General features: G+C 72.7%; 15 protein-coding genes. 7 read left to right on the forward strand and 8 right to left on the reverse strand.

From position 1 onward, the window contains the following. Window positions 1-45: 45 nt before the first annotated feature. Both QQS41_RS00665 and QQS41_RS00670 read left to right on the forward strand, forming a co-directional pair. Window positions 46-1,368: a lycopene cyclase family protein gene (locus tag QQS41_RS00665; protein ID WP_448850785.1), complete on the forward strand. Its 1,323-nt coding sequence runs from the start codon at window positions 46-48 to the stop codon at window positions 1,366-1,368. Window positions 1,369-2,420: 1,052 nt separating this feature from the next. Beyond that, window positions 2,421-3,830 carry an amino acid permease gene (locus tag QQS41_RS00670; protein ID WP_448851922.1) on the forward strand — a complete coding sequence of 470 codons (1,410 nt, stop codon included), beginning with the start codon at window positions 2,421-2,423 and terminating at the stop codon, window positions 3,828-3,830. 274 nt (window positions 3,831-4,104) lie between these two features. Here the strand turns inward: QQS41_RS00670 and QQS41_RS00675 are convergent, their stop codons facing one another. The 7 genes from QQS41_RS00675 to QQS41_RS00705 form a co-directional block, all read right to left on the reverse strand. Further along, a complete protein-coding gene (locus QQS41_RS00675; protein WP_448850786.1) occupies window positions 4,105-4,569 on the reverse strand; it encodes a metal-sulfur cluster assembly factor in 465 nt (154 codons plus the stop codon). Window positions 4,570-4,632: 63 nt separating this feature from the next. Beyond that, complete coding sequence (gene sufU, locus QQS41_RS00680; RefSeq protein ID WP_448850787.1) at window positions 4,633-5,085, reverse strand: Fe-S cluster assembly sulfur transfer protein SufU; 453 nt, start codon at window positions 5,083-5,085, stop codon at window positions 4,633-4,635. A gap of 45 nt (window positions 5,086-5,130) precedes the next feature. Then, window positions 5,131-6,363 carry a cysteine desulfurase gene (locus QQS41_RS00685; RefSeq protein WP_448850788.1) on the reverse strand — a complete coding sequence of 411 codons (1,233 nt, stop codon included), beginning with the start codon at window positions 6,361-6,363 and terminating at the stop codon, window positions 5,131-5,133. Next, window positions 6,356-7,117, reverse strand: a complete 762-nt coding sequence (gene sufC, locus QQS41_RS00690) for a Fe-S cluster assembly ATPase SufC (protein ID WP_448850789.1) — start codon at window positions 7,115-7,117, stop codon at window positions 6,356-6,358. Before sufC ends, QQS41_RS00685 begins: the two co-directional genes overlap by 8 nt. 122 nt (window positions 7,118-7,239) lie before the next feature. After that, entirely contained in the window at window positions 7,240-8,445 is a 1,206-nt protein-coding gene (gene sufD, locus QQS41_RS00695) for a Fe-S cluster assembly protein SufD (protein ID WP_448850790.1), read from the reverse strand. Window positions 8,446-8,449: 4 nt separating this feature from the next. Further along, complete coding sequence (sufB, locus tag QQS41_RS00700) at window positions 8,450-9,898, reverse strand: Fe-S cluster assembly protein SufB (RefSeq protein ID WP_448850791.1); 1,449 nt, start codon at window positions 9,896-9,898, stop codon at window positions 8,450-8,452. After that, window positions 9,895-10,629 (reverse strand): helix-turn-helix transcriptional regulator, encoded by a 735-nt coding sequence (locus QQS41_RS00705; RefSeq protein WP_448850792.1) that lies wholly within the window; start codon window positions 10,627-10,629, stop codon window positions 9,895-9,897. Before QQS41_RS00705 ends, sufB begins: the two co-directional genes overlap by 4 nt. A 376-nt stretch (window positions 10,630-11,005) precedes the next feature. Between QQS41_RS00705 and mptB the strand changes: the two genes are divergently transcribed. The 5 genes from mptB to QQS41_RS00730 all read left to right on the forward strand — a co-directional run bounded on the left by mptB (window position 11,006) and on the right by QQS41_RS00730 (window position 16,884). Further along, entirely contained in the window at window positions 11,006-12,697 is a 1,692-nt protein-coding gene (mptB, locus tag QQS41_RS00710) for a polyprenol phosphomannose-dependent alpha 1,6 mannosyltransferase MptB (protein WP_448850793.1), read from the forward strand. A 157-nt stretch (window positions 12,698-12,854) separates the two neighbouring features. Next, entirely contained in the window at window positions 12,855-13,820 is a 966-nt protein-coding gene (locus QQS41_RS00715) for an ABC transporter ATP-binding protein (RefSeq protein ID WP_448850794.1), read from the forward strand. A 2-nt stretch (window positions 13,821-13,822) separates the two neighbouring features. Then, window positions 13,823-14,614: an ABC transporter permease gene (locus tag QQS41_RS00720; protein ID WP_448850795.1), complete on the forward strand. Its 792-nt coding sequence runs from the start codon at window positions 13,823-13,825 to the stop codon at window positions 14,612-14,614. A gap of 184 nt (window positions 14,615-14,798) precedes the next feature. Continuing rightward, the gene (locus QQS41_RS00725; protein WP_448850796.1) at window positions 14,799-15,812 is read left to right on the forward strand and encodes a COX15/CtaA family protein; all 1,014 of its coding nucleotides are present in this window, start codon (window positions 14,799-14,801) and stop codon (window positions 15,810-15,812) included. Window positions 15,813-15,915: 103 nt separating this feature from the next. Beyond that, entirely contained in the window at window positions 15,916-16,884 is a 969-nt protein-coding gene (locus QQS41_RS00730) for a quinone oxidoreductase family protein (protein ID WP_448850797.1), read from the forward strand. A gap of 97 nt (window positions 16,885-16,981) precedes the next feature. Here QQS41_RS00730 and QQS41_RS00735 read toward each other — a convergent pair whose 3' ends face one another. Continuing rightward, entirely contained in the window at window positions 16,982-17,926 is a 945-nt protein-coding gene (locus QQS41_RS00735; RefSeq protein ID WP_448850798.1) for a heme o synthase, read from the reverse strand. Window positions 17,927-18,166 lie beyond the last annotated feature (240 nt).

Here is an 18,166-nt window from a genome sequence, read left to right on the forward strand (position 1 = left end):
GCGGGGCGGGCGGCGGCCCATCGCGCTGCGGCGAGGGGCTGGCGGGTGCTGGCCGTTGACCCGGCGGGGGCGGCGGGCTCCATGCCGTCGACGGTCGGGGCGTGGGCGCGGCAGCTGCCGGCCTGGCTGCCGCCCGAGGCCGTGGTGTCGCGGTTCCGGCCGCTGGCGGTGACGGCCGACGGGCGGGAGCGCGTGCTGGACGAGTACGTGGTGCTGGACACCGGCGTCCTCGCGGGCCTCGGCGGCTTCGACGTTATCGAGGGGAGCGGCGTGGCGGGCTCCGGGGTGACGGTGGAGTGGGACGGCGCGGGGCGGTCGCGGCGGTGGGCCGGCCCGGCGGTGAGCCTGCTGGACGGCGGCGGGGCTTCGCCGTCCGCCCCCGCCGAGTTGCCCGAGGAGTGGACCTCCCCCGACGTCCTCGTCGACGCCTCGCCCACGGACCGCCCGCTGCCGGTGCTGCAGCTGGCGGTCGGGCACGTGTTCGCGGAGGCCGACGTCCCCGCCGCCCACCGCCGGCCGGTGCTCATGGACTTCACGGTGCCCGCGTCGGCCGGCCCGGGCGTCGACGCCACCGACGCAGCCCCGGCCTCCGGTGCCCCTGACGCGGGCCCCGCCTCCGCAACGTCACCCGCATCCGCCGAGAACGCCGACGGCTTCCCCGCGACGTTCTCCTACCGGCTCCCGCTCGGCGACGGCCGCTGGCTCATCGAAGAGACCATCCTCGTCGTCCACGTCCGCGACGGCGCGCACCTCGACGCCCTCTTCGCGGGCCTGCGCCGCCGTCAGGTCGCGCGGCTTGACGTGCTCGGCGTCGACCCGGGTGCCGCCGTCGGCGAGGAGCTCATCCGCTTCCCCGTCGGCCCCGCGGACCTGCCCTCGAACCGGCCGCGCACGCCGCTCGCCGAACGCCTGCGCGGCATCCCGGTCGGTCGCGGCGTGTCCCTTGACCTGTCGCGGCTGGTGCCGTGGTCGGGTGCGGCCGTCCCCGGGCTCGCCGCGTTCGGCGCCGCCGGCGGATGGATGCACCCGGCGACGGGCTACTCCGTCGGGGCGGTGCTCGCCGACGTCGACCGGGTGCTGGACCGCGTCGCGTCGCGTGACGACGCTTCCCCGCCCGGCGGCCGCCCCCTCGCGTGGCTGCGGCGCCGGGGACTGGCGGTGCTGCTGCGCTTCGACGCCCGCGCGACGCGCGACTTCTTCGGCTGCTTCTTCCGCCTGCCGGCGCCGTTCATCCGGGCGTATCTGACGGGCGGCTCGCCGCTCGCGACGCTGGGCGTCATGGTGTCGCTGGCGGTCCCGCTGGCGCTGCGGAGCCCGCGGACGCTGGGCCTGCTGCTCCGCGGCTTCGTGCGCCGCCTGCCCGTCTGATCCGGCTCGCCGGGCCGGCATGGGCACCGCCGCGTGCGTGCTGCACGGTTTCACCGGGGGTTGACGCCCTTTAGCGGGCCAGACGCACGATTGCCCCAGAGCGGTGCCTCCCCCGTTGTCCGTTACCCCGCACGCGCCGTCGCCATCCTCCTCAGGCGCCGCCGACACCCTCTGCCGGGGGTAATGCGGTTTAGCGGGATCAACGCGATCTCCGTCCTGGGGTTTTGCGGCGGATTCTGTCGCGTTCATCCCGCTAAACGCGGTTAACCCCGTCGAGACGGGCATGACCCCGTCGACGGGACCCGGCTAAATCGTCCGCATGGCTCCTCCAGACCGGGACTCCCCGTCACCTGGCGCTCGTCGAATGCTGTTAACGCGATTTAGCGGCCCAAACGCGATCCGGTTCCTGGGCTTTTGCCGCCGATTCCGTCGCGTTCGGGCCGCTAAACCCGGTTAACCCCCGTGAGGCACCGCGTCCCAGCCAGGCGGATGCCGCGCCGACGGCCCGGACCCGGAAAGCCCGGTGCCACGGCGGGTGCCACGCCGACCGGCCACCGGGGACCGCCCGTCCCCTGCGCGTCCCGGACCCGTCTCCGCCCCGCCTCCTCCCCCGAACCGGGCAACACCCGGGGGTGACCTCCCGAAAAATGCCTACGACGGCATAAGATTCCCCGGGAACTCGGCGCATCGCCCACCGGCGGCGCGTCAGCCTGCCCCCGGGCCGGCACCCCGCAGCCACCACACTGCACCCCCGCGCGGGCTCCCGTCCGCGCACCCCGCAGCCACCACGCTGCACCCCGCGGCCGACCAGGCCGCACGACGCGGCCCACCCCGCCGCACCCCCGCACGGCCCCCGGGCCGGGCACCCCGCGCAGACCGCGTGGACGTCGGCCACCTGCCACGGCCCGCGCATCCCCGGCGCAGCCGCCGCTCCCCGACCAGGGGCGGCCCCGGCTGCCACGGAACCGAATCCAGAGGAGACCTCCGTGCCCCATCCCGAGTCCCCGCACAAGGGGCAGCTCCGCCGCAGCCTGAGGGCGCGGCACCTGAACATGATCGCCATCGGCGGCTCGATCGGCACGGGCCTGTTCGTCGCCTCGGGTGCGACGATCTCGAACGCCGGCCCGGGCGGTGCGCTGCTGGCGTACGCGCTCATCGGCGTGATGGTGTACCTGGTGATGCAGTCGCTGGGCGAGATGGCCGCGTATCTGCCGGTGGCGGGTTCGTTCCAGGAGTACGGCACGCGGTTCGTGTCGCCGTCGTTCGGCTTCGCGATGGGCTGGAACTACTGGTTCAACTGGGCCATCACGGTGGCGGCGGAGCTCGTCGCCGCGGCGCTGGTGATGAAGTACTGGCTGCCGGACGTGCCGTCGATCGTGTGGTCGGCGCTGTTCCTGGCGCTGATCTTCGGCATCAACGCGCTGAGCGCCCGGGCGTTCGGCGAGGGCGAGTTCTGGTTCGCGGCCATCAAGGTCATCACGGTCGTGGTGTTCCTCGTCATCGGCGTGGCCATGATCGCGGGCATCATGGGCGGGAAGTCGCCGGGCTTCGAGAACTGGACGACGGGCGACGCCCCGTTCGTCAACGGCGGCCTGGGCATCCTCGCGGTATTCATCGCGGCGGGCTACTCGTTCCAGGGCACGGAGCTGGTGGGCGTCGCCGCGGGCGAGGCGGAGGATCCGGAGCGCACCATCCCGCGCGCCATCCGCACCATCTTCTGGCGCATCATGCTCTTCTACATCGGCGCCATCGCGGTCGTCGGCTTCCTCATCCCCTACACCGATCCGAGCCTGCTGAACGCGTCGGAGGACAACATCGCGGTGTCGCCGTTCACGCTGGTGTTCGACCGGGCGGGCATCGCCATCGCGGCGGGCCTGATGAACGCGGTCATCCTGACGTCGGTGCTGTCGGCGGGCAATTCGGGCCTGTTCGCGTCGACGCGCATGCTGTTCTCGCTGGCGCGGCAGGGCCAGGCGCCGCGGTTCTTCGGCAAGCTGGACAAGCGCCACGTGCCGATGCGGGCGCTCGTCGCGACGACGTGCGTCGGCATGGCGGGCTTCATCACGTCGATCGTCGGCGACGGCGCGGCGTACACGTTCCTGCTGACGCTGTCGGCGCTGGCGGGCTTCATCACGTGGATGGGCATCTCGTGGAGCCACTACCGCTTCCGGAAGGCGCTGAAGGCGCAGGGCCGGCCTCTGTCGTCGCTGCCGTACGTGTCGCCGTTCTTCCCGCTGGGCGCGGTCGTGGCGCTGGTGATGTGCTTCCTGGTGGTCATCGGCCAGGCGTACGAGCCATGGAAGACGGGCGAGGACACCTTCGCCCTGCTGGTGCCGTACGCGGGCATCCCGGTGTTCCTGGCGCTGTGGGCGGGCCACAAGCTGGTGACGGGCGAGAAGCGCGTCGACCCGGCGAAGGCCGATCTCACGCGCGGGGATCTGGAGCGGCGCCCCGTCGCGTAGCCTCCCCCTCCCCTTGACGACGGCGCCCGCCGCGCGCAGCACCTGCGCGCCGCGGGCGCCGTCGCCGTCTCCGCGTCCCCGCGGCCGCGCGTGACGACGGGACCCTCCCGCGGCCGCGCCGGACGCCCCGGCCGCGGGAGGGTCCCGTCGTCACGCAAACGCGCGCACCGGGGACGCGGGCGACCCGTGCGAGGCCCGCGCACGACGGCGCCGGCGCCGCACCCCGTGGCTGCGGGGTGCGGCGCCGGCGTGCGCGGTCCGTCCGGGGCGTGGCCTAGACGGAGAAGCCGAGGGCGCGCATCTGGTCGCGGCCGTCCTCGGTGATCATCTGCGGGCCCCACGGCGGGGACCAGACCCAGTTGATGCGGAAGTCCTCGACGCCGTCGACGTCCATCACCAGGGACTCGGTCTGGGCGGTCAGCATGTCCGTCAGCGGGCACGCCGGCGTCGTCAGCGTCATGTGGATGACGGCGGTGCTGCCGTCCTCCACCCAGATGTCGTAGACCAGGCCCAGGTCGACGACGTTGATGCCGATCTCGGGGTCGACGACGTCGAACATCGCGTCCTCGATCTTCAGCGCCAGCTGGTCGTCCTCCGGGGTCTGCTCCGGCCGCGGCGGCACCGTCAGGGAGCCGCCGGACTCGAGGCCCGGGTTGTACTGGGCGGCCTGCTCCTGGGCGGCCTCGGCGGCGCGGGCCTCCTCGTCGGAGAGGTTCGCGCCGGTGGCGTCGTCGGCCATTGTCTTCCTTTCCGCGCCGGTCCCGCGTGCGGGCGGCGCTTGGGTCGTCGCGGGCGCGGAGCCCTACTTCGCCTTGGTCTCCAGCGCCTCGGCGGCCGCGGCCTGGAACGCCTTCCAGCCCAGCAGCGCGCACTTGACGCGGGCGGGGTACTTGGACACGCCCTGGAAGGCGATGCCGTCGCCGATGAGGTCCTCGTCGCCCTCGACCTTGCCGCGGGAGGTGATCATCCGCTCGAACTCGGCGAGCTTCTCCATCGCCTCCTCGAGCGGTCGGCCGACGATCTCCTCGGCCATCACCGACGTCGACGCCTGGGAGATCGAGCAGCCGACGGCGTCGTAGCTGACGTCCTCGACCGTCGTCCCGTCCTCCGACAGCAGCACGCGCAGGGTCAGCTCGTCGCCGCAGGAGGGGTTGACGTGGTGGACCTCGCAGTCGTGCGGGTCGCGCAGCCCGCTGTGCTGCGGGTGCTTGTAGTGGTCCAGGATGACTTCCTGGTACATCGACTCGAGTTTCATGGGTGCTTCCTCGTGCCTCGGCGTGTCCTCGCCCCGTTCAACGCGTCACGCGCCGAAGAATTCCTTCGCGTCGCGGATCGCGTCGGCCAGAGCGCCGACCTCGTCGAGGGTGTTGTACAGGTAGAACGACGCGCGGGCGGTGGACTGGACCCCCAGCGCGCGGTGCGCCGGCCAGGCGCAGTGGTGGCCGACGCGGATGCAGACGCCGCGGTCGTCGAGGACCTGGCCCAGGTCGTGCGGGTGGACCCCGTCGACCTCGAAGGAGACGGCGGAGCCGCGGGCGACGGCCTCGCGCGGGCCGACGATGCGCAGCCCGTCGATCTCCTGCAGCGCGGACAGCGCCGCGCGGGTCAGCTCGTTCTCGTGCTCCGCGACGTTGGCCATGCCGACGCGCTCCAGGTACTCCACGGCGGCGCCGAGCCCGACGACCTGGCTGGTCATCATGGTGCCGGCCTCGAACCGCTGCGGCGGGGCCGCGTAGGTGGAGCCGTCCATGGCGACGACCTCGATCATGGAGCCGCCGGTGAGGAACGGCGGCAGCTGGTCGAGCAGCTCCGCGCGGCCCCACAGGGCGCCGACGCCGTTGGGGCCGAGCATCTTGTGGCCGGAGAAGGCGAGGAAGTCCACGCCGAGGTCCGACACGTCGACCGGCATGTGCGGCACCGACTGGCAGGCGTCGAGCACGGTGAGGGCGCCGACGGCCTTCGCGCGGCGGACGAGCTCCGGCACGTCCGAGATGGAGCCCGTGACGTTCGACTGGTGGGTGAAGGCCACGACCTTGACCTTGTCGGTCAGCTCCAGGGAGTCGAGGTCGATGCGGCCGTCCTCCGTCGCCGCGTACCAGCGCAGCGTCGCGCCGGTGCGCCGCGCCAGCTCCTGCCACGGCACGAGGTTGGCGTGGTGCTCCAGCTCCGTGACGACGATCTCGTCGCCCTCCCCGACCCGCAGGTCGCCGGCGCGCTCGTCGCCCAGCACGTAGGCGACGAGGTTGAGGGCCTCCGTGGCGTTCTTCGTGAACGCCAGCTCGTGGTCCTCCGCGCCGATGAAGCGGGCGATGGCCTCGCGGGCGCCCTCGTAGGCGTCCGTGGCCTCCTCGGCGATCTCGTACGCGCCGCGATGGACGGGCGCGTTGCAGGTCTCCAGGAAGCGCCGCTCGGCGTCGAGCACCTGGCGGGGCCGCTGCGAGGTGGCGCCGGAGTCCAGGTAGACCAGGCGCCGCCCGTCGCGCACGGTGCGGGAGAGGATCGGGAAATCCTCGCGCAGCGCGGGATCAAGCATTGAGGAACCGCTCGTAGCCGTGCTCCTCCAGCTCCAGGGCCAGCTCCGGGCCGCCGGACTCGATGAAGCGGCCGTCGCTGAACACGTGGACGAAGTCGGGCTTCACGTAGTTCAGGATGCGCTGGTAGTGGGTGATGATGAGGATGCCGCCGTCGTTCTCCTCCTGGTAGCGGTTGATGCCGTCGGAGACGACGCGCAGGGCGTCGACGTCCAGGCCGGAGTCCGTCTCGTCCAGGATGGCGAACTTGGGCTTGAGCAGGTCCAGCTGGAGGATCTCGTGGCGCTTCTTCTCGCCGCCGGAGAAGCCCTCGTTGACGGAGCGCTCGGAGAACGACGGGTCGATCTCCAGGTCCTTCATCGCCTCGCGCACCTCCTTGACCCAGTGGCGCAGCTTCGGGGCCTCGCCGCGCACGGCGGTGGCGGCGGAGCGGAGGAAGTTGGACATGGAGACGCCGGTGACCTCCACCGGGTACTGCATGGCCAGGAACAGGCCGGCGCGGGCGCGCTCGTCGACCTCCATCTCCAGGACGTTCTCGCCGTCCAGGAGGATCTCGCCGTCGGTCACCTCGTAGCGGGGGTGGCCGGCGATGGTGTAGGCCAGCGTGGACTTGCCGGAGCCGTTCGGGCCCATGACGGCGTGGGTCTCGCCGGAGTTGATGGTCAGGTCCACGCCCTTGAGGATGGGCTTGGACTCGCCGCCCTCCTCCGTGGGGAGGACGCTGGCGTGCAGGTTCTTGATTTCGAGGGTGCTCATGTCGGTGGGCCGTCCTTCGTGGTGTCTGTCGTGGTGGCCGGTGCCGCCCCGGCGCCTCGCGCCGGCCGCGGGCCTTCCCGCGGCGCCCGTCGCGCGCGGCCCGGCCTGGGTGATGTCGTGGGTCAGAGGGAGACGGTGTCCAGCTCGGCGTCGACGAGCTCGGCCAGCCGGTCCCGGGCGGATTCGACCGGGATGCGGTTGATGACCTCGCCGAAGAAGCCGCGGACGACCAGGCGGCGGGCGACGTCCTCGGGGATGCCGCGGGCCTGGAGGTAGAACAGCTGGTCGTCGTCGAAGCGGCCGACGGTGGCGGCGTGGCCGGCGCCGGCGATCTGCCCGGTCTCGATCTCGAGGTTCGGGACGGCGTCCGCGCGGGCGCCCTCGGTGAGCACCAGGTTGCGGTTCAGCTCGTAGGTGTCGGTGCCCTCCGCCTCGGCGCGGATGAGCACGTCGCCGACCCATGCGGTGCGGGCGTCGGGCTTCTTCGACGCCGGGTCGCCCTGCAGCGCGCCCTTGTACATGACGTTGGAGCGGCAGTTCGGGACGGCGTGGTCGACCAGCAGCCGCTGCTCGAAGAACTGGCCGTCGTCGGCGAAGTAGACGCCGAGCATCTCCGCGTCGCCGCCGGGGGCGGTGAACTTCAGGCGCGGGATGACGCGGACGACGTCGCCGCCGAAGGTGGCCACGGTGTGGCGCAGGGTGGCGTCGCGGCCCATGGTCGCGTGGTGCGCGGACAGGTGCACCGCGTCCTCCGCCCAGTTCGCCATGACGACGGTGGCCAGGCGGGCGCCGTCGGCGACGAGGAACTCGACGTTGTCGGCGTAGGTGCCGGAGCCGCGGTAGTCGACCACGACGACGGCCTCGGCGTTGTCGCGGACGTCGATGACCAGGTGGCCGTAGGCGACGGCATCCTCGCCCGGGCCGTCGACCGTCACGGTGATCGGCTCGGCCGCCCGGTGGTTCTTCGCGACGGTGATGACGACGGCCTCGTCGAAGGAGCTGAAGGCCTGCGCGGCGACGCGGTCCGTCGGGGCGCCCGCGCGGCCGAGCAGCTCGGAGCCGCGGGCGACGCGGGAGACCTCGACGCCCTCGCCGGCGCCGTCGACCGTGACCTCGGCGTGGACCGGGTCGCCGGCGGTGCCGTCGTGCAGGCCGCGGAGGCGGCGCAGGGGCACGAAGCGCCACTCCTCGTCGCGGCCCTTCGGGACGGTGAAGTCGTTGACGTCGAAGGACGCGAAGACGTCGCCCTTGTTCGCCAGGACGCGGGCCTTGTGGGCGTCCTGGCCCGTGGCGGCCGCGGTGGTGTCGTTCTCGTTCACAGTGGTCATGGGGTTAACCGACCGACCCTTCCATCTGCAGTTCAATGAGGCGGTTGAGCTCGAGGGCGTACTCCATCGGCAGCTCCTTGGCGATGGGCTCGACGAAGCCGCGGACGACCATGGCCATGGCCTCGTCCTCCTCGATGCCGCGGGCCATCAGGTAGAAGAGCTGGTCGTCGGAGACCTTCGAGACCGTCGCCTCGTGGCCGAGCGTGACGTCGTCCTCGCGGACGTCGACGTACGGGTACGTGTCCGAGCGCGAGATCGTGTCGACGAGCAGCGCGTCGCACTCGACGGACGACGACGAGTGCTTGGCGCCCTTGTTGATCTGGACCAGGCCGCGGTAGGCGGCGCGGCCGCCGTTGCGGGCCACGGACTTGGACACGATGTTCGACGACGTGTGCGGCGCCATGTGGACCATCTTCGCGCCGGTGTCCTGGAACTGGTCCTCGCCGGCGAAGGCGACGGACAGGACCTCGCCGCGCGCGTGCGAGCCGGTCATCCAGACGGCCGGGTACTTCATGGTGACCTTGGAGCCGATGTTGCCGTCGATCCACTCCATGGTCGCGCCCTCCTCGCACTTCGTGCGCTTGGTGACCAGGTTGTAGACGTTGTTCGACCAGTTCTGGATGGTCGTGTAGCGGCAGCGGCCGCCCTTCTTCACGATGATCTCGACGACCGCGGAGTGCAGGGAGTCCGACTTGTAGATCGGGGCGGTGCAGCCCTCGACGTAGTGCACGTACGCGTCCTCGTCGACGATGATGAGGGTGCGCTCGAACTGGCCCATGTTCTCCGTGTTGATGCGGAAGTAGGCCTGCAGCGGGATGTCGACGTGGACGCCCGGCGGGACGTAGATGAAGGAGCCGCCCGACCAGACGGCGGTGTTCAGGGCGGAGAACTTGTTGTCGCCGGCCGGGATGACCGTGCCGAAGTACTCCTTGAACAGCTCCGGGTGCTCCTTGAGCGCCGTGTCGGTGTCCAGGAAGATGACGCCCTGCTTCTCCAGGTCCTCGCGGATCTGGTGGTAGACGACCTCGGACTCGTACTGCGCGGCGACGCCGGCGACGAGGCGCTGCTTCTCCGCCTCGGGGATGCCGAGGCGGTCGTAGGTCTCCTTGATGTCCTCGGGCAGGTCGTCCCAGGTCTGGGCCTGCTCCTCGGTGGAGCGGACGAAGTACTTGATGTTGTCGAAGTCGATGCCGGACAGGTCCGCGCCCCACGTGGGCAGCGGCTTCTTGTCGAAGATGCCGAGCGCCTTCAGGCGCGTCTCGAGCATCCACTCCGGCTCGTTCTTCTTGGCGGAGATGTCGCGCACGACGGCCTCCGACAGGCCGCGCTGCGCGGACGCGCCGGCGACGTCGGAGTCGTGCCAACCGTACTGGTAGGCGCCGATGGACTCGATGATCTCCTCATCGGTCTGCGGCTTGGACACCTTCGCGGAATCGTCCTGGGCGAGGGTCATTGTCCGCTCCTTTCTTCTGGTGCCGTGGTCGGGCTGGTGGCCCCCGGGCGGATTCCCGGGGCGGGGTGCGCCGGACGGCGGACCGGCGTGAGGGGGATGTTCGTCGTGCACACGCCGTTGCCGTCGGCGATGGTAGCGAGCCGCTGGGTGTGCTGGCCCAGCAGGGTGCCCACCGCGCGGTGCTCGGCGACGCACAGTTCGGGGAAGTCCTCCGCCACGTGGCTGATCGGGCAGTGGTGGTGGCAGATCTGCAGGTTGCCGTCCGTCGCGTTGACGGTGGCGGCGTACCCGTGGCGCCGGAACGCCTCGACGACCTCCCCGATGACCGAGTCCAGGTCGCCGTCCTCCCCGACGGCCCCCACGCCGTCGAGGATCCGGTCGGCGCGGCGCCGCGCGAACGCCTCCACCGCGGCGTCGCCGCCCGCGTCGCGGAGGGCCTCCAGGGCCTCCGCCGCAAGGTCGTCGTAGCCGTGGCCGAAGCGGGACCTGCCCGCGTCGGTGAGGCGGTAGCTGCGGGCGGGGCGTCCCCGTCCCCGGGTGCGGCGGCCGTGCGGCGGCGCCTCCTCGGCGAGGCCCTCCTCCAGGAGGATGTCGAGGTGGCGGCGCACCGCGGCCGACGAGAGCCCGAGGTCGGAGGCGACCTCCGAGGCGCTGGCGGGATTGCGCTCCAGCAGCGCCAGGAGGATCCGCCGGCGGGTGTCGCCGTCGGCGCCCTTGGTGCGTCCGGTCATGGCCGCTGGTCACCTCCTCGCGTCGCGTCCGTGGTCCCCGGGCCGGCGGGTGATCCCCGGCCCGGGCGTGTGCCGTGTCGTCCGTGCCGGCGCCGTTCGCGGGCACGACGGCCCGCCGGCCGCGCCGGTTTTAGACAACACAAGTGTTGCGTATATCGGCCCGCATGTCCAGGTGGCCATGTCCGGGCGAGTCGGGCGTCCGAACGTGCGCGTTCCGGGCGTCGGCCGGGCGCCCTGCCCGCGGACGTCGCAACGCAACCGCGCACACCTCCCCGCAACTCCCCCGCACCCGAGCCGCGCACCCGCGCCCCGCCGGCCCGGACGCGCGGGAGGTCTCCCGGGCCGGACGCGCGGGCGCGGCGGCTAGTCTGGTGCGGTGACCGAATCGACCCCCGGGACGTTCAGCCCCCGCTGGCTGCGCGACGCCCTGCCGAAGGCCTGCCTCGCCGGCTCGCGGTCCGCGGCGCTGCACCAGGCCTCGGACGTGCCGCTGGCGTACCGCGTCGATCACCGGGAGCTGCGCCGCTTCACGGCGGTGCGGTGGCTGGGCACGCTGGGGTCCATCCTCATCATGGTGGGCGGGCTCGGCGCGGGCGCGACGCCCGTCGTCGGCAACGACCTCTGGGGCGCGGGCCTCGGCGTGATCCTCGGCCGCATGCTGCAGTCGACGACGATCGTGGCGCTGACCGGCATGGGCATGCTGGTGCTGGCGTGGCTCGGCGTCGGGGCGTTCGTGTACGCGGGGTCGCGCACGCGCGTGACCGCCGTCGACACGGGCATGCTGGCGCGGACGTTCGCGGGCTGGGTGCTGCCGATGATGGTGACGGCCCCGCTGTTCACGCAGGACATCTACTCGTATCTGGCGCAGGGCGCGATCGTCGACAGGGGCATGGACCCGTACGTCGCGGGCCCCGTCGACCTGCTGGGCGCCCGCGATCCGCTGGCGCGGTCGGTGCCGGTCATCTGGTCGCACTCCCCCAGCCCGTACGGCCCCGTCGCGCTGTCGGTGGCGTGGGCGATCTCCGCGGCGACGGGCGATCACATCGTCGTCTCCGTGCTGCTGCACCGCGTCGTCTCCGTGGCCGCGCTGTTCGTCGCGGCGTGGGCGCTGGTGAAGCTGTCGCAGCGGTGCGGCGTCGCGCCGCAGTACGCGCTGTGGCTCGGCATCCTCAACCCCCTGACGCTGCTGCACCTGGTCGGCGGCATCCACAACGAGTCGATCCTCGTGGCCTTCCTGCTGCTGGGCATCGAGACGTGCCTGCGGGCGCTGCACGGCCCGGCCGGTCCGCACGGCGCGGATCCGGCGGTGGAGCGGGCGGAACCGGGCGCCCCGGTGCTCGGCGCCCGCGGCTGGGCGCTGTTCGCGCTCGGCTGCGGGTTCATCGCCATGGCCGGGCTGGTGAAGGTCACCGGCTTCGTCGGCCTGGGCTTCGTCGGCATGGCGCTGGCGCGCCGCTGGGGCCCGTCGCTGTGGTCGGTGGTCCGCGCCGCCGTGATCTGCGCCGCCGTCGCGGCGGTCGTCGCGGTGGGCTTCTCCGTGGCGACGGGGCTGGGCCTCGGCTGGGTGACGTCGCAGGGCGGAGCGACGTCGGTGCGCAGCTGGATGAGCCTGACGACGCTGCTGGGCATGCTCTCCGGCGCCTTCGGCATGCTGCTGGGCATCGGCGACGTGTCGGATTCGGCGATTTCCCTGACCCACGCCCTGGGCCTGGCGCTGGCCGGCGCGTGGATGCTGCGCATGCTGTGGGCGACGTTCCGCGGCCGCATCCATCCGCTGGGCGGCTACGGCCTGGCGATGTTCGTCACCGTCGTCGTCTTCCCGGTGGTGCACCCCTGGTACCTCCTGTGGGCGCTGGTGCCGCTGTCGGCGTGGGCGAACCGGGGCGCGTTCCGCGTCGCCGTGGTGGCGTACTCCGCGCTGTTCAGCTTCTTCGTGCTGCCCCGCGGGCTCGGGCTGCCGCCGCTGACCGTGGTGCAGGTCTACGTCGGTGCGCTGGTGGCGTTCGTCGCGTGCATGGCGATCATCCTGGCCGTCGGTGCCCGCCGCGGCGTGTTCCGCATCCGCTGACCGCCGTCCCCGGTGCGCCCGCCCAACGCCGCCCGCGCCCGCCGCGGATCGCCTCCCCCGCGCCGCGTGCGCCGTGGGGTCCGCGGCCGCCCGCGGATCCGCGTGACGACGCCCGCCGCCCCGGTTTCCGCGACGATGCCCGGAGGGGGTTCCCGCGATGCAGAACGGTCGTCGCCTAGACTGTCCCATCGTGACCACCGACACGAGCCCGGCCCTGCGCCTGACCGGCGCGACGAAACGATACGGCGGCGTCGCCGCCGTCGACGGGCTCGATCTCGAGCTGCGCCGGGGCCGCGTCCTGGCGCTGCTCGGGCCGAACGGCGCCGGCAAGACGACGACCATCGAGATGTGCGAGGGCTTCGTCCGGCCGGACGAGGGCTCCGTCGAGGTGCTGGGGATGAACCCCTGGCGCGACGCCGCCCGGCTTCGGCGGCGCATCGGCATCATGCTGCAGGGCGGCGGCGCCTACCCGGGCATCCGCGTGGGCGAGATGCTCGACCTGGTCGCCTCCTACGCCGCGAATCCGATGGACGCGGACTGGCTACTCGGCGTCGTCGGCCTGTCGCGGCACCGCCGGACCAGCTACAAGCGGCTGTCGGGCGGCCAGCAGCAGCGGCTGTCCCTGGCGTGCGCGCTGGTGGGCCGCCCGGAGCTGGTGTTCCTCGACGAGCCGACCGCCGGCCTGGACGCGCAGTCCCGCATCGCCGTGTGGGATTTGGTGTCCTCGCTGCGCCGCGACGGCGCGACGGTGGTGCTCACCACGCACTTCATGGACGAGGCGGAGGCGCTGGCCGACGACGTCCTCATCATCGACCGGGGCCGCGCCGTCGCCGCCGGCACGCCGAGCGAGCTGACGGGCCTGGAGACCTCCCGCGGCGTCGACCTGTCGACGGAGACCCCGGTGGACGCCGCCCGTCTCGCCCGGGAGCTCGGCCCCGGCGTCACGGTGACGGAGACCGCGCCGGAGCACTACCGCGTCACGGGCGCCGGCGAACCGGACGACATCGCGCGCCTGGCCGCCTGGTGCGCCGCGGAGCGGACGCTCATCACAGAGCTCCGCGTCGCGCACCGCAGCCTGGAGGACGTGTTCCTGGACATCACCGGCCGAGAGATGAGGAGCTGACCGTGGCCGACACCGCCTCCCGCTTCCCCGCGGGCACCTTCACCCCGGCCCCGGGCCGCAACTCCATCGCCCGCATCCTCCTCGCCCAGACGCGGATGGAGGCGACGCTCATCCTCCGCCACGGCGAGCAGCTGCTGCTGTCGGTCTTCATCCCGCTGGCGCTGCTGGTGGGCTTCACGCTCGTGCCGGTGCTCGACGCCGAGGACCCGATCCGATCCGTCTACCCGTTCACGCTGGCCGTCGCCGCGATGAGCGCCGGGTTCACCGGGCAGGCCATCGCCGTCGGCTTCGACCGCCGTTACGGGGCGCTGAAGCGGATCGGCGCCTCGGGCCTGCCGAAGTGGGCGATCATCGCCGGCAAGACGACGGCGGTGCTGTGCGTCTCCGCGCTGCAGTACGTGCTGTTCACCGTGGTGGCGCTGGCGCTGGGCATGCGCGCCCCGGTCGCGGCCTTCGTCGCCGCGTTCGGCATCATGCTGCTGGGCACCGTCGTCTTCACCGTGCTGGGCCTGCTCATGGGCGGCACCCTGTCCGCGGAGCTCATCCTCGCGCTGGCCAACCTCATCTGGTTCGTGCTGCTCGGCGCGGCGGCGCTCGTCGCCGTGGGCCCGGAGCTGTCCGACGCGGCCGTCACGGCCCTGTCCGTCATCCCGTCGGTGGCCCTGACGGAGGCGATCATGGGCGTGTTCGAGGGCCGGGTCGCCTGGTTCTGCTACATCGTGCTGCTCGTCTGGGCCGTCATCGGGGCCTGGGTCGCGGTCCGGTACTTCCGCTTCGAGTCGACCGACGACTGACGCCGGCCGCCCCGCTCGCACCGCACGCCCCGCCGGCCCCGGCGGGGCGTCCGCGATCCGGGCACGGGGCCTCCCGCGCCGCCTCCGGTTCGTGTCCGCCTGCCCCCGGATGCGCCCGGAATCACCCCCGCGGGCCGCATGGCCGATGCGGGCGGGGGCACCCGGAGGGAGTAGCATCGGAGGGGTGACACGCTCCACCGAGACGCCCGCACCCAGCCTCACGGATCGGGCGCTTCCCCTCCAGTTCCTGCCCCTGCCGTCCATCGCGCGCCAGAAGCTGCTGTCGCTGCTCGTGCTCATCGCGCAGGCGGGCATCACGGTGACCGGATCCATCGTCCGCGTGACGGGCTCCGGCCTCGGCTGCGACACCTGGCCCCAGTGCCACCCCGGCAGCTTCGTGCCCGTCCCCGGCGCCGCCAGCGCGCTGCACCAGGCGGTGGAGTTCGGCAACCGCCTGCTGACGTTCGTGCTCATCGCCGTCACCCTCGCGACGTTCCTGGCCGTGCTGCGCGCCGGCCGGCGCAAGGCGATCATCTGGCTGACCTTCGCCAACGGCATCGGCATCATCCTGCAGGCGGTCATCGGCGGCATCTCCGTCCTCGTCGACCTGAAGTGGTACGTCGTGGCGCTGCACTTCCTCCCGTCGATGATCCTGGTGTGGCTCGCCGGCCTGCTGTACGTGAAGGTGCAGGAGCCGGACGACGGCCACGTCACGAACACCTACCCGCCGATGCTGCGCGGCCTCGGCGCCGGCGCCGCCATCGCGATGGCGCTGACGCTCATCACCGGCACCATGGTCACCGGCGCGGGCCCGCACGCCGGCGACGCCGACGTCCTGCCGGAGGACCGTCTGCAGCTGCCCATCATCGAGCTGAGCCACGTCCACGCCGGCTTCATGTACCTGTACCTCGGCCTCACCATCGGCCTGGTGTTCGGCCTGCTGGCGTTCCGCGCGGACAAGGCCGTCGTCACCCGCGCCTGGTGGCTCATCGTCGCGATCGTCGCGCAGGCCGCGATCGGCATGACGCAGTACTGGACGGGCGTGCCGGAGGTGCTGGTTCCCTTCCACGTCGCCGGGTCCTCCGTCGTCGTCGCGCTGACCGCCATCGTCTTCCAGATGGGCCGCCGACGCCTCGGCGGCGCCGCCACCGCCACGGGCTCCCCGGCCGGCGATTCGGAGCGTGCCGCGAAGGTCTAGCCCGCCACGGCCGGCGCGGTTCCCGCCCCGGCCCGCCGCCGGATCCCCGGCGGCTTCCCCCGACGCCCCGGCATCGCCGGGGCGTCGCCCGTATCGTGGGCCCATGCGAGGAATCAGAGTCAGCCGGTTCGGCGGCGCCGACGTCCTGGAGCACGTCGGCGACCTGCCGGACCCGCGGCCGGGCGCGGGCGAGGTGCTCGTGCGCGTGGAGGCCGCGGGCATCAACTACACCGACGTGTACCAGCGCGAGGGCATCTACCCGCGCGATCTGCCGTTCATCCCGGGCGGCGAGGGCGCGGGCGTCGTCGAGGAGGTCGGCGAGGGCGTCGACGGCGTCTCCCCCGGCGACCGCGTCGCCTGGTGCGACGACGACGCCTCCTACGCGGAGTTCACCGTCCTGCCCGCCGGCCGCGTCGTGCCCGTGCCGGACGGGGTCTCCCCGGAGACCGCCGCCTCCGCGATGCTGCAGGGCTGCACGGCCCACTTCCTGGCCACGTCCGTGGCCCGCCTCGGCGAGGGCGACACGTGCCTCATCACCGCCGGCGCCGGCGGCGTCGGCCTGCTGCTCACCCAGTACGCCCGGGCGCTCGGCGCGACGCCCATCACCCTGACGTCGACGGAGGAGAAGGCGGAGCTCTCCCGCGCCGCCGGCGCCGCCCACGTGCTGCGCTACGGCGACGACGTGCCGGACGAGGTCCGCGACCTGACCGGCGGCCGGGGCGCCGACGTCGTCTTCGACGGCGTGGGCCGCGCCACCTTCGCGGGCTCCCTGGCCTCCGCCCGCGTCCGCGGCCTCGTCGTCCTCTTCGGCGCCGCCTCCGGCGCGGTCGAGCCGTTCGACCCGCAGGAGCTCAACAAGCACGGCTCGCTCATGCTCACGCGCCCGCACCTGCGGCACTTCATCGCCTCCGACGAGGAGCTGCGGGAGCGCGCCGGCGACGTGCTGGAGCGCATCGCCCGCGGGGAGCTCGACGTGCGCACCGGCGCGACGTACCCGCTGGCGGACGCCCGCCGCGCCCACGAGGACCTGGAGGCGCGCCGCACGACCGGCGCTTCGGTCCTGCTGCCCTGACGCGGGGTGCCGTCGTCACGCACATCCACCCGCACACGACGGAGGGCCCCGGGGACGGTTCCCCGGGGCCCTCCGTCGCGCGTGCGGCGCCGCGCGGCTAGGACAGCAGCTGCGTCAGCGTCAGCAGGCCGAGCACCGCGTCGAGCGACAGGCCGACGCACACCAGCGCCAGGTAGTTGTTCGACAGCAGGAACAGCTTCATCGGCTTGATCTCGGCGCCTGCGAGGACGCCGCGGTGCAGCTGCACCGACGCGACGATGAACCAGATGCCCGCCACCAGCGCGACGACCAGGTAGATGAGGCCGGTCGCGGGGATGAGCAGCAGCGTCGTCACCACGGTCGCGACGGTGTACCAGATGATGCGGATGGTCACCTCCGGCGGGGACTTCACCACCGGCATCATCGGCACGCCCGCGGCCTCGTAGTCCTCGCGGTAGCGCAGGCCGAGCGCCCACGTGTGCGGCGGCGTCCAGAAGAAGATCACCATGAACAGGACGATCGCCTGCCACCAGTGCGTCCAGCCGTCGACGGTGGCGGAGTTGTCGGTGATGGCCGCCCAGCCGACGAGGACCGGCATGCAGCCGGCCGCGCCGCCCCAGACGACGTTCTGGTCCGTCCGCCGCTTCAGCCACATCGTGTACACGAAGACGTAGAACGCGATGGTCATCAGGATGAAGATGCCCGCCAGCAGCGAGCCGCACAGCAGCCACAGCCACAGGAAGCTGGCCACCATCAGCACCACGCCGAAGATGAGGGCCGCCCGGTTGCTCACCGACTGCTTCGCCAGCGGCCGCTTCGCGGTGCGGCGCATGACCTTGTCGATGTCCGAGTCGACGACCATGTTGAACGTGTTCGCCGCCGCGGCGCCCATCCAGCCGCCGACGAGCGTGCCCAGGATGAGCGGCACGTCGACGTGGCCGCGATCCGCCTGCAGCATGGCGGGGATCGCCGCGACGAGGAGCAGCTCGATCACGCGGGGCTTCGTCAGCGCGACGTACGCCTTGACGGTGTCCAGCAACGGTCCTCCTGTAATCGTGGGCATCGTCCGAGTAGTCGGACGCGGCGGGGCGGAGGTTCCCGCGGCGGCGTGCGCGCGGGAACAGGCCCGGGTTCGAATGGTAGCCGTTGCGCACTCAGGACCGTGCACCGCCCCGCCGATACCCCGGGGGATTCTCCGCGTGACGACGGCCACCGTGCCGCGGGCGCGCCCCCGCCCCCGCGGCGGGCGCCCGGAGGGCCTCCGGGGCGGCGCCCGGGGGTCGTGCGTGCGGCGACGGCGGCG

The sequence above is a fragment of the Corynebacterium sp. 335C genome (genome assembly GCF_053525695.1).